Genomic DNA, 12,776 nt, shown 5'->3' on the forward strand with positions numbered 1-12,776 from the left:
TGAAAGTTCTATTTTTCTCGACTAGGGCGTTCGCCTACAGTTATTGTTACTTGCACCAAATTGCCACCACGAATGATCGCCGCATTTAGCGTTTGATTGACGCGTTCTGGTTCTAACATCGCTAACACTTGGGCAGTATCACTCATTGGTGTATCATCAAGCGATACCAAAACATCACCAATCATAACCCCAGCGCGATCGCCTGGACTGTTTGGCTCTACATTGACAATGATGATTCCTGAAGTTGTTGGTAAATTCAAAGTTTGCTGGAGATTCGCTGGTAAACGAACAGGTTGCATTCCCAAACCAAGATAACCACGGGTGATGCGTCCTTTTTCTAGCAGTTGATTGACAACGCGGTTAACGGTACTGACAGGAATTGTGAGATTTATCCGCCGCGACAATCCAGTGGTGTTAATTCCTAAAACACTACCTGTAACATCAACTAATGAACCACCGGAAAATCCAGGATACAATGTTACATCAGGGCGGATAAACTGATCGATTTGACTACCGTACCAACTGCGCCAAGAATTACCAACTGTACTAATTATCCCGAAGCTAGCTGCGATCGCCCCATCACCCGAACGCCCAACAGCTAACGCGATATGTCCTATCTTGAGTGATTTTGTATCGCCTAGTACTGCGGTTGGGATAGTTTCTTCTAGCTTAAGAACAGCTAAATCAGTACTAGAATCTCGCCCCACTAATGTTACAGGAACACTACGATTATCAAAGAGCGTTACAGTAATTTCTTCTTCACGCTTCAACGCGTGATCGGCAGTAACAATCACACCAGGCTGCCAATGAACTCCACTCGATGATATTCGGTGTCGCGCATTCACAGCAACTACCGCACTACTCACTTGTTCTACCGCTGCGGCTAAATTATTCGAGAATGCCCGCAAGTTAGATGTACTGTCACTTGATACCATTTCTCTTCCCCAGTTGCAATTCGCTTCTGTCATCATCGTGGCGAATTGTCTCGATACATGACATCGGTGAAATGGGTAGGCTAGGACCTAGAAAAATGGGTAGGTGGGTAAGAGGGAATAGCATTTTAGTCTCTCCCACACTTCCACACTCCTACTAGTCACTCAATAAGCAATAATGTGCCAGAAAATTCTAGAATAGGTGAGAAACTATCTATAGTTACTCAAATAGCAATAATTTAAAGATATATGCCTCCTCGTTGGCCGCGTAAACCCGATCGCCGCGATCCAGCGTATCGTCGCTTGGACGATCGCATGAATTTTGCAACGCACGTCGCAATCTTTGCTGTGACAAATTCTGGGTTGTGGTTTTTCTACAACCTTAAGTCTATTACTTGGACTTGGCTACCTTGGTTGACGGCAAGTTGGTTAGTTGTGTTACTGGTGCATTTAATTTATATTTCGGCGATCGCTGATTATTCTGAGCCAGAAAATCCCTCAAAGTCTACTTAAAGATAGATGAAAATGAATCGTTAATTAGAAATTGTGACAGTGAGATCGCAAATTGAGTTCAAAATTATGGCTAACCAAAGTACGACAGAAATTCTCGAAGCGCTAGCATCTGAAATTGGCGAAAACGTTTATATTGATGTTGCTAAATGGCATCTTTACCTTTCTGATGCAAAGCTACACAAGGTTTTAGCAGAAAAATTTTATCCACTTCTTTCGGCTAATTCTGTTAATGAAGATGAAGTTTTAGCAATTTTAAAAGATATGCCAATTAAGATTGGCGGTGGCAGAAGAGAAATTCCTTTAATTGATTTATTGCCAATGCAATGTCAAGTGAACTTGATCGATATTGTGGAGAAGTATCAAAGTCGATTTTAATACTTAATTATCTCGCAAAACGCTGGCGCAGGCGTGAGATTACCAGATCAACTTCAGGTAAATTCATTTGTAAAGCGATCGCTGCGAACACACCAAGTCCAACTAAACCAGATACAGTTAGTTGCAACAGCTGAACAATTAAACCCTCACTACCGAGTATTTGTCGAGTAGCCCAAAGCGTCGCCCAACTCGCAGTTCCAGCAACAAAACTGCTAGCGGTTAGGCTCAAAATCGGTATACTCCAATCACGCAGCGGTAAACCATTGAGCCGACGGTTGAGGATGAGAAGGAACATAATTGTTGAAGCAAAATTAACTCCTACTGTTGCTAGCGTAATCCCTGGAGCGCCAAAAGGCTTCACGAGGATGTAATCAAGCCCCGCGTTGAGGATGATATTGAGCAAACTAACGCGAAACGGAGTCGTGCCATCACCCAATGCATAAAATACTCTAACGAGGACATCACGCGCTAAGTAGACAAACATTCCAATCCCATACGCCATGAGTACAGATGCGACTAACTGCGAACCTGCTTGCCCAAAAGCGCCACGTTCGTAAATTACGCGGACAATGGGAACTGCTAAAGCAACAAATAGCGCGCCCAATGGTAGCATCGTAATTGCCGTAACGAGTAAGCCTTGACGAATACGCAGTTTGAGATTTACCCAGTCTTCGGGTGCGGCTAACTGCGAAAGCATTGGGAGTAAGGGCAACAAAATCATATTTGAAATAATGCCTAAGGGCGTTTGCACAAGTAAACCAGCGTAGCTAAATGCTGCTGCTGCACCTGCAATTCCTGAAGCAAAAAAGAGATCGGTATAGAGATTAATTTGCATCATTCCTGATGAAAACGTTGCAGGAGCCATAATATTAATGACTTCGCGGACTCCAGGAGAGCGAAAATCAAATCTCAAGCGGAGTGTCCCAAGTCCTAACCGCCACTGTGTAATGAGTTGGGCAAGCCATTGTAAAATTGCACCGGCAAGCGTTCCCCAAGCTAAAACTTGTCCGCCTAGTAAAGCGTACCGTGGTAAAACAATATCATCTCCCAGTTGAAAGGCTAAGATTCCCAGTCCAATAATGATTGTGATGCTAGAAAGTACTGGACTAATTGAAAGTAGCCAATATTGATTTGCGGTATTTAAAGTACCAAAGCCAATTCCTACTAACCCCGCGAGTAATGCCATCGGTGCCATAATTTGCAGTTGCACAGTGGCGATCGCTTGTGTTTGTGGACTGAGTTGCGGACCTAGTAAGCTAATAAAAAAGTCGGCGAAGACAACCAAGATAACTGTAATGAAAATGAGCAATCCACTTACGAGCGTGGTTGTTGTTTCGACTAACTGCGCAGATTCTTGTTTGCTGCGTTTGGATAAAACACTCACTATAGCACTATGAATCGGTCCATTGACACCACCGAGTAGCACCCAGAAGAAGCTAGGAACAACGTAGGCATAGCTATAAGCATTCGCCACCACACCAACACCAAACGCCGCCGCGATCGCTTGTTGGCGCACGAGGGCTACGAGTTTACTCAGCAAAGTTGCAACTGCAACGATTCCAGCAATTCCAGCTAACGAACGAGAAGGTTTTTCAGACACAAAGCATTACTACTATCTCAACCTCATAACATTTAACCGCGAATTGCGATTTTAGTGATTGAGCGTTGGCAGTTGGCTGCAATGATTTTTTGCTTTGTGCTGTGCGATCGCTATTTCAACAAATCCTCAATTTCTTCATCTGTCAATCCAAACTGTCTAAAAATTCGCAATACATAAGCAGGAGACATTTCTTTTGCTCCCATATCAATTGGGACTACTCGTGTTTTACCTTCAACAACACGGGTATAAAGACTATGATCCCCTTTACCCTCTCGGTAAAATATGCAACCTGCCTTTTCTATAAGTTTAATTAATTGCTTTGGCTTGAGAGAGGGAATATTTTTAGGCATAAACTGCCCTAAACTCGTAAACTTCTGATCCTGGCTCCTTTGACTCTACAGTCAAAAACTCGTGCAATTCCTTTATCGGAACAGGAGCGCAATAAACATTAGATCTAGACTCGTAAACATCTTGAAAAGACTCAATCGCCTCCTTCAATTTTCCGATTGCGCTATCCTGCGTTTCGCCCTGACTCACAATTCCATTTTCTAAACATAAGGCAACCCAATAATCGGCACTTTGTCGCAGAATAACGGTGTAAAAATCCATGTTGCTGGCTTTGTTGAAATAACCTTAGTATTGTTTAATTCTAGAACAGGTTTGGTGCGCTACCGACACGTCAAAACAAGACTTGATCCTGATGAGATGCGATCTTTACCAAATTGCTAAATGTGTTTCTCTTGTTAGTCCAGCACTATAATTTTGCTTGTTATCCACACTCAGAACTCAGATAAAGTCTCAGCGGTCAAATAGCGTAGACTTGGTTAAGGTTCGCTGTGAATTGCTGGAGGCTGTACCGAATTTTGAGGAGATACATATAAACTCCAGAGGTTTCGTAGCAAGGCAAGAGCAAGGACTAAAAAGGCAATGGCACAAGCTCGGTAAGTTAAATTTGTCCAATATCTTGGCGATCGCTGCAACACTTGAGTAATAATTCCAGCACAAAGAAATGCCCAGAGCATCGACGCAACCATAAAGCCAGTGAAAAAGATTAAATTGTGGCTAACTGTAGGATCGCTCACTCCGATAGCACCCATTGCACTGCCTAAAGCTGCCCAGTACGCTACATTTTGTGGATTTGTGATTGATAGCAAAATACCAGAACGCAAAGCATTTTTACTGTGAGTGTTTGTTCGATCGAGCTTGATGCTAAATTCTTTATTTGCCTCTTGCCATGCATCCCAAGCTAGCCAAAGTAGATAGAGTACGCCAGCAAGCCCAATTGGTAGACGTAATAAGTCCCATTGCAAAAGTAATCCAACGCCTGTTAAACCTAGTACAGCCCAAAGCGCATCTCCTACAAGTGAGCCAATTTGTACAGCTAACGCACCTTTAAACCCACCTCTCATTCCCTGTCGAATAGTCTCTGCAAAAACTGCTCCAGGTGCAGCATTAAAGATGAATCCTAAAAGCAGTGCAGTAAAGAAAAGTGCGAACATTAAGTTTCCTCTATTGCAGTCACTTCATTAAGTGTGCGATGAAATTGAAGATAAGAATAGGGATAATTGTTATTGCTTATTTTGACAATTTAGAGTATATTTAAGATAATGGAAATATTTGTAAATTTTTAAAATCTGGGCAAATTTTCATTATGAAGGAAATCATTTACTAACTTAGATATTACCAGAAAGTAACCCCAAAAATAAAGCGATTTTTTGCTAAATTTATCAAAAATAAATAATTCAAAGTTGCGGTAAACAAACAAAGTAAAAGTATCTTGATGGATGCGATCGCTACATAATACTGATGTAAAATGTAGCATAATGACTACGTAGAAGCCCAGATGAATCTGCAAGACAACGTTAGCGATGTGCAAGAGCCAATCGATACAGCACCAGCAGAAGTTAGGCAAATCATTGAACAGGTATGGAAGTTAGAAAAGAGCAGACTTGATAAAAAAAGTAACAGTCATATTAATGATGATATTTTGCGGATTGTCAAGGAAGCGGTGCGATGAAGCTAACTTCAATTCGGCTGTGTAACTTTCGTTCGTTTTATGGCAAAACACCGGAAATTGCACTTGCAGGCGGAACAAATCGCAATACGACAATCGTTCACGGTAACAATGGTGCAGGGAAAACGAGTTTCTTAAATGCCTTTACGTGGGTACTATACGAGAAGTTTAGTGCGGCGTTTGCGTCAGCTGAACAACTTGTCAATAAACGGGCGATTGCCGAAGCAAATATCGGAGAAGCAATCGAATGCTGGGTAGAAATATTTTGGGAACATGATAACAAACGCTACCGCGTTAAACGCGAGTGTCGCGTGTATAAAAACGATACTAACTTTGATGCGGGTAAAACCCAGTTATTTATGCAAATAGCTGGCGATGATGGACGATGGTATCCTTCACCACAGCATCCAGAAGACGTGATCAATCAGATTCTACCAGTTAGCTTGCATCAGTATTTCTTTTTCGATGGTGAGCGAATCGAACAAATTGTGCGATCGGATAAGAAAGCAGAAATTGCTGAAGCAACCAAAATCTTTCTAGGCGTGAAAGTCATAGATAACTCGATCAAGCACCTAAGTGAAGCAAAAAAAACGCTAGAAAATGAATTAAAAGCGATTGGTGATGCCCAAACCAAACAACTTTTGAGAGAACGGCAAAAGATAGAAATTGAGATAGAACAAATTACACAGCGACAAAGTGAGATTACTCAAGAGTTAGAATATCAAAACACTTTTAAAAAAGAAACAAGTCACCGTCTACGCGAACTTGCTGCGGCGCAAGAATTACAGGAAAGACGGCAAAATTTAGAAAACCAGAAAACAACAAATCAAGAAGAACTACGAAAAAGTAAAGAAACTCTCAAGAAAACGATTTCTACACGCGGTTACAGTGTACTACTACCATCAACGACGAATCTATTTCGGGAAATTATTGCAGATTTAAAGAATCGCGGCGAGTTAACCGCAGGAATTTCGCAAGAATTTGTGCAAGAAATACTGCGCGATCGCCGTTGTATTTGTGGTACGCAACTAGACGATGGAAGTGATGCGCGTCAAAACGTCAGCAACTTGTTAAATCAAGCTGGTTCTTCTGCTGTCCAAGAAACTGTTATTCGGACAATCGCCCAAGTTGACGAAATTGACAAACAAGCGATCGCTTTTTGGGAAGATGTCGATCGCGAACAATTACGTATTGGTCAATTAAGAGAAAGTATATCGCAAATTGAAGCTGAGTTAGATAATATTCAAGAACGTTTGCGTAAAGATCCCAGCGAAGAAATTCGCAATTTGCAACTTCGATTGGATGATATTGACAGAAAAATTGCTGAATTAAATATTGAACGCGGTGAAAAGAATCAGCGTGTTGATAGTTTAAAAACTGAAGCTGCTGAATTAGATAAGCAAATTGCCAAACAAAAATTTAATGAAGAAAGACAAGCATTAGCGCAACGACGTATTGCTGCGACTTTAGATGCTATTGAGCGATTAAACGAAGTTAAACAACGCCAAGAGAAGCAGTTTCGCTTGCAATTAGAAAAACGCATTCAAGAAATATTTAATGAAATTTCTATTACGCCCTATATTCCTAAAATTAGTGAAAAATACGAACTCACATTAATAGAAAATACTTCTGGTGTAGAAGCACCTGTTGCGGCTTCTACAGGTGAAAATCAAATACTTAGTTTATCATTTATTGGTAGCATCATCGACAAAGTGCGCGAGTGGAGTGAAAGAAAAATGTTGATGGTAGCTGATGGTAGTACATTCCCCATAGTGATGGATTCGCCGTTTGGAAGTTTAGATGAAACTTATCGGCGACAAATTGCCAAGATTATTCCACAATTAGCCAATCAGTTGATTGTATTAGTGAGTAATACCCAGTGGCGCGGAGAAGTGGAAGCAGAAATGACTTCAAGAATTGGTAGGGAATATGTCCTAACTTACTATTCTTCTAAACCAGATTGCGAAGAGGATACGATTGAAATTGCAGGACAAGAGTATCCTTTAGTTAGACAAAGTCCTAATGAGTTTGAGTATACTGAAATTCTTGAGGTAAATCGCAACAATTGAAGGTAAACACAGTGCTACAAATTATTCAAAAGCTTTAAGAAAATGGTAGAAACGGGTAGAATTAGAGTAGCAAAAGACAAAGCTGACTTAGTTAAATCTTTAATATCCACTGATGGTACAACAGGTCCTTTTCAGACTTATGTTGATATTATTGTCTTTGCTGCTGCTTTGGGTGCAAAACACAACAAGCGAGTACCTTTAGGAGAGATTTCCAAAAGAGAACCGTCTCCTATTCCACAAGAACAGTTTATTGTTCGCGGATATGACACAGTCATTAATCTTATAGCAATTACTGAAACTAAAAACTTAAGCGTTTTATCTTTTAGTGAAAATCAAAGTCGTGAAAAACGTAATCATATTTTTGAAGAATACGCCAATGGAGGACTAGAAATATTACAAGCAGAGTTTCGAGGTGCGGTTGACTATTCAGAACGAATTTTACTGATTCTCAGTTCAGAACGAATCGAACATGAGAAAGATAGTGAATTTGATCTGAGTAAATTTTTAGCTTGAATTAAATATTATTAATTATTAATAAACTGTATCCATCCCAGCTTGACTTGTACAGTGTTAACTGCTGCGGCGATCGCACTTCCACCAAAGGATACTTTATAAGGTTTTGCTGGATTTTTGGGTTTAAGATCTATCCTAACTATATTATCTCGCCAAAGTTCATTTTCTCTTGACCAATCTAGCTGTGCTAGTTGCGAAATTTTTGTTTGATTAAAATAATTATCGTCTTGAGCGTAAGTATGATAAAGCAATCTTCCTAAAACTTCTAAACCAGCACTTACACCAAGTAGACATTCTTCCTTAAATCTACTTATATCATCAACAGTTAAATTCTGATGAGCTTTTTCAACAATATACCGCGTGTGATGACACTCCAAGAAAAATTGATTAAGACACTCAGCCAGAGATCCGCTTGCTGCTTCTACCTCGTAATTTTTTAATTCATCGGCTGGATCGTTAGCAAAAACACAACTGACAAATCTAGCAATGTAATTTGTGGTGTAAATTAGCCTATTTTTAGTTGCAGGAGTTGATTTAATTTTCTCTGTCTTGTCCTGGAACATTGAAACTCTGTTAATTAATTCTTTGGTAATACCAACTCGACCAGAGTATTCACCAAATGACAATAACAAAGATTTATCTAGCGGTCTAGTTTGTGCCATATCTTTGAAGTCGATTTGACACTGACGCTTATCCGCCTCTAAAATTAAAGTAATCGGAAAATCATCATCACTAATCAAGTGGCTTTCATTACCTAAAACTAATTCTTGAATTGCACTTTTACGATGTTGTCCATCGGTAATATCTAATTTAACTTTATTAGGAATAACGACGATACAAAGTCCTCTACCTAATTCATGGACTGTAATATTGTGTTCATCAACATTGGCGGTAATTGTTCCTAAAACCCAAGGTCGATTTGCTTTAGCGCGTTCGACAACATAGGTTTTGATTTCCTCCGCATGACCTTTAACTTCTGGGCGATTTTTACCCGAATCAGGATCGTTGTCGGTAGATGGCATCGCTTGGAGAAGAATAGGCAAATCTCTGGCTGGAACATTGATTTGCACCATTTTTCGCTTTCCTTGCCGAAAAATTAACCCAGGATAGCAACGTTCGCGATGATACTTTGAAAAATAAGGCTCAAGTAGCAAATCAAGTCGCTGATGATTGATATCGTCTTCTGGCGTTTCTACCATAGAAAAGTTTATGTAAGTTAGTAAAGATTAGCCTACATGATAAGTAGTATTTATACATTATGACATCAGTAAAAGCCACAAGAGAAAACGCTTGGCGAATGCTAATTATAAAATTGGTGGTAATCCTACCGCTTTTGGTTCTACAAACTGACCATCAAAACTGATCGCTTGTGTTTCGACAGTTCTGGCATCTGCTATAGCTTTGCGGAGTTGGGCGCGTTCCATCGGTTCTTGGATGCCGCCGAGAATGTAAACGATTAACTTTGCTGCTAAATCACGACCTGCAACTTGTACGCGCTTTTTGTTTGGGTCATACAAGATACCATACCAAAGCGATCGCGGATATTCCATTCCACTAAAACCCCCTTCTAAGTCAAACTTGTGGAGTTTTTTAAAAATGTCTTTGAGTGAGAAACCTTTTTTGAAGACTAAAATTCCCAACGCTTGCGCTAAAGCAACTTGTCCAACAGGACGAAAAAGCATATTTCCTTCACCGCCATCTTTCTCGAAACTAAAGCGTCGTAGTAACGGTGTTTCTTCCGCTTCGAGTACCCGATAACTTGGTAGAGTCGCTAAATAATCAAATAACTTTTGAAACTCTATCATTCCCGCCTCAAGTTCTTTATCGTTTGGGCGTATCGGAATTAACTTTTTATCTAGCGGTTTCCAATGTAAAAACTTTTGTCCAAGATATCTTTCTGACATCTCTTTGAGTGCTTGTAGCGTTGTTAAAACTGTCGACTTAGTAGCAACTGTGGCGCTATTCCAATTAACCCGTGGTTGGCGATCGCTTCTTTGTTCTAACAGCGGATGCGTCGTTGCAATTTTCCTGGCAACAATCGAAAACCCATCATCTTCGTTTAACTGCGCTAATTGACCTTTTGTTAAAGGGACAGCCATTAAGTTGACATGAACAAAAATCGATCTTACTCGTCTTCTTGCTTGTTCGCGAGTTTCGCCTTTCTCGACTGCACAGATAAACTCAATTCCTATTTTTTCTTGAGGTAAACTTTCCAAATAATCAACATCTACTTGATAATGCTCAATTAAATCATTTAAAGTAATGGCACTACCATCAGGAGTTTTGTCTTTGCGATAACGCTGAAGTTGATGCGTCTCAATTAACTCCATCAATCCTTGTACTCCCATCAAGCGGTGTTGACCGTCAAGTGCATAGATAGTGTTTTCTGGTGCAAAATTCAGTAAACCTACGCTTCCATCACGGTCTAAAGGTCTAAAATCAATAGTAGATTTTAAGGCGCGTCCTTCACGATCCCATTGTGCTGCTTCAGGATTATCTACCCAAGGTTGATTGATGACAACAAGTACTGACGGAAACTTATGGTTTTTCCATGCGGCTAAATATTGTACGAGTGGTATCTGACGCGACCAATCAAGCGGACGTTGGTGAATTTCTGAGATAGTATCCGCATCGACTTCTACATTGCCTGTTGTAGGATTATGTTTAGGCTGAAGTAGCGGTAAACACGATGCAAAGTGCACTTGTTGCGCAAACCACTCCAAGGTAACTGACCCTAAGTAAGCTTGAGTACCACCCATCATTGTTGTTTGCACAAAGATTTGATCTAAATGCTGCGCTAATAACGAAGCCAATTCTGCTGGTGTGTTCTCTGGGTAATATTTACCAGTAGTATCAGCTACTTTCTTACTCATAATTTCTTAAACTAGAAGTTCTCATAAAGCTTAAGCTACCCAGAAATTGATCGTTGAAAGTTTTTAAAAACCTTTAAACTTGACAATACAGCAGTTACCTTAAAAATATTTAAGGTTTATGTAACTACGCAGTCGCATGAGTTCAGTAGAGAAGGATAAAAATGTCTACACCACAACAGAAACCAAAAGAAGCGGAAACTTCGCGTCTACAGCCCTTTGGGCATCCTGTGGCGGGCGGCGTCCGTCACGATGCGAAAGTTTTCAAGACAGGCGATCAAGCACGGACTGTAGCAGACTTGGTGGCAGATATTCAAGCTCTCACCGCTGAAATTCAAGAATTATACTGTTTAGACGAGATACCTTGGTGTATAGGCTATAGTGGTGGGAAAGATAGCACCGCGACTTTACAACTCGTGTGGAATGCGATCGCCTCTCTCCCGCCTGAAAAGCGAACTAAAACAATTCACGTTATCACGACAGATACGTTAGTAGAAAATCCAATTGTTGCAGCTTGGGTTAGTCGTTCACTTCAACAAATGAAACAAGCAGCGCAACAACAAGGAATGCCGGTTGAACCACATTTACTTTATCCCGCAGTTAAAGATACATTTTGGGTCAATTTAATCGGTAAGGGTTATCCTGCGCCGCGTAACCGATTTAGATGGTGTACTGAACGGTTAAAGATTCAACCCTCGGATAACTTTATTCGGGCAATGATTCGCGCAAGTGGAGAAGTTGTACTTGTACTGGGTACGCGCAAAAGCGAAAGTGTAAAACGCGCAACCAATATGGCAAAACATCGTGAGTGGCGCATACGCGATCGCCTCAACACAAATCCCAACCGACCTAACTCACTTATTTATCTCCCAATTGAAGATTGGCATACCGATGAAGTTTGGATCTATCTCAACCAATGGCAAAATCCTTGGGGATATAGCAACAAAGATTTATTCACTATGTATCGCGGCGCAACCGCAGATAATGAGTGCCCGCTTGTTGTCGATACTTCTACCCCTAGCTGTGGCGATTCGCGGTTTGGCTGCTGGGTTTGCACAATGGTGAGTAAAGATAAATCGATGGAGGCGATGATCCAAAACGATGAAGAGAAAGAATGGATGCAGCCGTTACTCGATATTCGGAATGAACTTGATGTCGCAGACGATCGCGACAAACGAGACTTTCGCCGCATCTGGGGACAAGTGCAACTTTTTGAACGCAATGTCGATGGTGAAGTTTCTGTAGAACCGATTCCAGGCCCTTATACCAAATACTGGCGCGAGTATTGGTTAAAAAAAGTGCTACAAGCACAAACACAAATTCGCCACACTGCGCCAGAAAATATGCGCGATATTACCTTAATTACACCAGAAGAACTCAGTGAAATTCGTCGGATTTGGTTAGAAGACAAGCACGAATTTGACGATAGCTTACCGCGAATTTATCAAGAAGTTACAGGCGAACCTTTTCGCGATCCCCGTCCAGGAAGCGATCGCACTTTACTTGGTAGCGACGAGTGGGCTGTACTCGAAGAAATTTGCGGCGATGACGCGATGCATCTTGAACTAATGGCAAAGCTACTCGATACCGAACGCCAGTATCGCACAATGGCGCGTCGTAATGGCATTTTTGAGGCGTTAGAGAAGTGCTTTGAAACGAGTTCGCGTTCCAAAGAAGAAGCGATCGCCAACGCCCACTACAAACGCGACTTGAAAAACGCTGCCGAACAAGGCAATATCGAAACCGTCAAGCAGTTAACCTGGGCTAGCTTAAAATTCCAAGCTACAGCCGGAGATGAAAAGTTACTAAGTGATTAAAATCACTGCATATCATTATAATTTTGATACAGTTCAGATAAGACTGAACTGTATACGACAACTAAGATTGATA

Annotated in this window: 13 protein-coding genes; 6 read left to right on the forward strand and 7 right to left on the reverse strand. The window is 40.9% G+C overall.

The window, feature by feature from the left end; genetic code table 11:
* Nucleotides 1–8: 8 nt before the first annotated feature.
* A complete protein-coding gene (locus GLO7428_RS09495) occupies nt 9–971 on the reverse strand; it encodes a S1C family serine protease (protein WP_015188347.1) in 963 nt (320 codons plus the stop codon).
* A 210-nt stretch (nt 972–1,181) separates the two neighbouring features.
* Between GLO7428_RS09495 and GLO7428_RS09500 the strand changes: the two genes are divergently transcribed.
* Nucleotides 1,182–1,445, forward strand: a complete 264-nt coding sequence (locus tag GLO7428_RS09500) for a 2TM domain-containing protein (RefSeq protein WP_015188348.1) — start codon at nt 1,182–1,184, stop codon at nt 1,443–1,445.
* A gap of 66 nt (nt 1,446–1,511) precedes the next feature.
* Nucleotides 1,512–1,820, forward strand: a complete 309-nt coding sequence (locus tag GLO7428_RS09505) for a DUF3181 family protein (protein ID WP_015188349.1) — start codon at nt 1,512–1,514, stop codon at nt 1,818–1,820.
* Between the two features lie 7 nt (nt 1,821–1,827).
* On the opposite strand, the gene murJ is transcribed toward GLO7428_RS09505, so the two are convergent.
* From murJ to GLO7428_RS09525, 4 genes are all read right to left on the reverse strand, one after another.
* The gene (gene murJ, locus GLO7428_RS09510) at nt 1,828–3,420 is read right to left on the reverse strand and encodes a murein biosynthesis integral membrane protein MurJ (RefSeq protein ID WP_015188350.1); all 1,593 of its coding nucleotides are present in this window, start codon (nt 3,418–3,420) and stop codon (nt 1,828–1,830) included.
* Nucleotides 3,421–3,530: 110 nt separating this feature from the next.
* A complete protein-coding gene (locus GLO7428_RS09515) occupies nt 3,531–3,770 on the reverse strand; it encodes a type II toxin-antitoxin system HicA family toxin (RefSeq protein ID WP_015188351.1) in 240 nt (79 codons plus the stop codon).
* On the reverse strand, nt 3,763–4,029 hold the full coding sequence (locus tag GLO7428_RS09520; protein ID WP_015188352.1) for a type II toxin-antitoxin system HicB family antitoxin: 267 nt from the start codon (nt 4,027–4,029) through the stop codon (nt 3,763–3,765). Before GLO7428_RS09520 ends, GLO7428_RS09515 begins: the two co-directional genes overlap by 8 nt.
* A gap of 215 nt (nt 4,030–4,244) precedes the next feature.
* On the reverse strand, nt 4,245–4,919 hold the full coding sequence (locus GLO7428_RS09525; RefSeq protein WP_015188353.1) for a LysE family transporter: 675 nt from the start codon (nt 4,917–4,919) through the stop codon (nt 4,245–4,247).
* A gap of 344 nt (nt 4,920–5,263) precedes the next feature.
* Between GLO7428_RS09525 and GLO7428_RS28370 the strand changes: the two genes are divergently transcribed.
* From GLO7428_RS28370 to GLO7428_RS09535, 3 genes are read left to right on the forward strand one after another with little or no spacing between them, the layout of a single operon-like run.
* Complete coding sequence (locus GLO7428_RS28370) at nt 5,264–5,437, forward strand: hypothetical protein (protein WP_015188354.1); 174 nt, start codon at nt 5,264–5,266, stop codon at nt 5,435–5,437.
* A complete protein-coding gene (locus GLO7428_RS09530) occupies nt 5,434–7,503 on the forward strand; it encodes an AAA family ATPase (protein WP_015188355.1) in 2,070 nt (689 codons plus the stop codon). The genes GLO7428_RS28370 and GLO7428_RS09530 overlap by 4 nt, the downstream gene beginning before the upstream one ends.
* A 42-nt stretch (nt 7,504–7,545) precedes the next feature.
* Nucleotides 7,546–8,016 (forward strand): DNA phosphorothioation-associated protein 4, encoded by a 471-nt coding sequence (locus GLO7428_RS09535; protein WP_015188356.1) that lies wholly within the window; start codon nt 7,546–7,548, stop codon nt 8,014–8,016.
* Between the two features lie 11 nt (nt 8,017–8,027).
* Here GLO7428_RS09535 and GLO7428_RS09540 read toward each other — a convergent pair whose 3' ends face one another.
* Nucleotides 8,028–9,215, reverse strand: a complete 1,188-nt coding sequence (locus tag GLO7428_RS09540; protein WP_015188357.1) for a DNA sulfur modification protein DndB — start codon at nt 9,213–9,215, stop codon at nt 8,028–8,030.
* 105 nt (nt 9,216–9,320) lie between these two features.
* Nucleotides 9,321–10,889, reverse strand: a complete 1,569-nt coding sequence (locus tag GLO7428_RS09545) for a DGQHR domain-containing protein (RefSeq protein ID WP_015188358.1) — start codon at nt 10,887–10,889, stop codon at nt 9,321–9,323.
* 161 nt (nt 10,890–11,050) lie between these two features.
* Here GLO7428_RS09545 and dndC point away from each other — a divergent pair, with 161 nt between their 5' ends.
* On the forward strand, nt 11,051–12,703 hold the full coding sequence (dndC, locus tag GLO7428_RS09550) for a DNA phosphorothioation system sulfurtransferase DndC (protein ID WP_015188359.1): 1,653 nt from the start codon (nt 11,051–11,053) through the stop codon (nt 12,701–12,703).
* The last annotated feature ends 73 nt before the right edge of the window (nt 12,704–12,776 follow it).

Origin of the sequence: Gloeocapsa sp. PCC 7428 (assembly GCF_000317555.1) — a bacterium.
Classification (GTDB): domain Bacteria; phylum Cyanobacteriota; class Cyanobacteriia; order Cyanobacteriales; family Chroococcidiopsidaceae; genus Chroogloeocystis.

Excerpts from the sequence above, each read along its gene's own strand:
- GLO7428_RS09495 (WP_015188347.1), bottom strand. The coding sequence starts at position 971 with ATGATGACAGAAGCGAATTGCAACTGGGGAAGAGAAATGGTATCAAGT.
- GLO7428_RS09500 (WP_015188348.1), top strand. The coding sequence starts at position 1,182 with ATGCCTCCTCGTTGGCCGCGTAAACCCGATCGCCGCGATCCAGCGTAT.
- GLO7428_RS09505 (WP_015188349.1), top strand. The coding sequence starts at position 1,512 with ATGGCTAACCAAAGTACGACAGAAATTCTCGAAGCGCTAGCATCTGAA.
- GLO7428_RS09515 (WP_015188351.1), bottom strand. The coding sequence starts at position 3,770 with ATGCCTAAAAATATTCCCTCTCTCAAGCCAAAGCAATTAATTAAACTT.
- GLO7428_RS09520 (WP_015188352.1), bottom strand. The coding sequence starts at position 4,029 with ATGGATTTTTACACCGTTATTCTGCGACAAAGTGCCGATTATTGGGTT.
- GLO7428_RS09525 (WP_015188353.1), bottom strand. The coding sequence starts at position 4,919 with ATGTTCGCACTTTTCTTTACTGCACTGCTTTTAGGATTCATCTTTAAT.
- GLO7428_RS28370 (WP_015188354.1), top strand. The coding sequence starts at position 5,264 with ATGAATCTGCAAGACAACGTTAGCGATGTGCAAGAGCCAATCGATACA.
- GLO7428_RS09530 (WP_015188355.1), top strand. The coding sequence starts at position 5,434 with ATGAAGCTAACTTCAATTCGGCTGTGTAACTTTCGTTCGTTTTATGGC.
- GLO7428_RS09535 (WP_015188356.1), top strand. The coding sequence starts at position 7,546 with ATGGTAGAAACGGGTAGAATTAGAGTAGCAAAAGACAAAGCTGACTTA.
- GLO7428_RS09540 (WP_015188357.1), bottom strand. The coding sequence starts at position 9,215 with ATGGTAGAAACGCCAGAAGACGATATCAATCATCAGCGACTTGATTTG.
- GLO7428_RS09545 (WP_015188358.1), bottom strand. The coding sequence starts at position 10,889 with ATGAGTAAGAAAGTAGCTGATACTACTGGTAAATATTACCCAGAGAAC.
- dndC (WP_015188359.1), top strand. The coding sequence starts at position 11,051 with ATGTCTACACCACAACAGAAACCAAAAGAAGCGGAAACTTCGCGTCTA.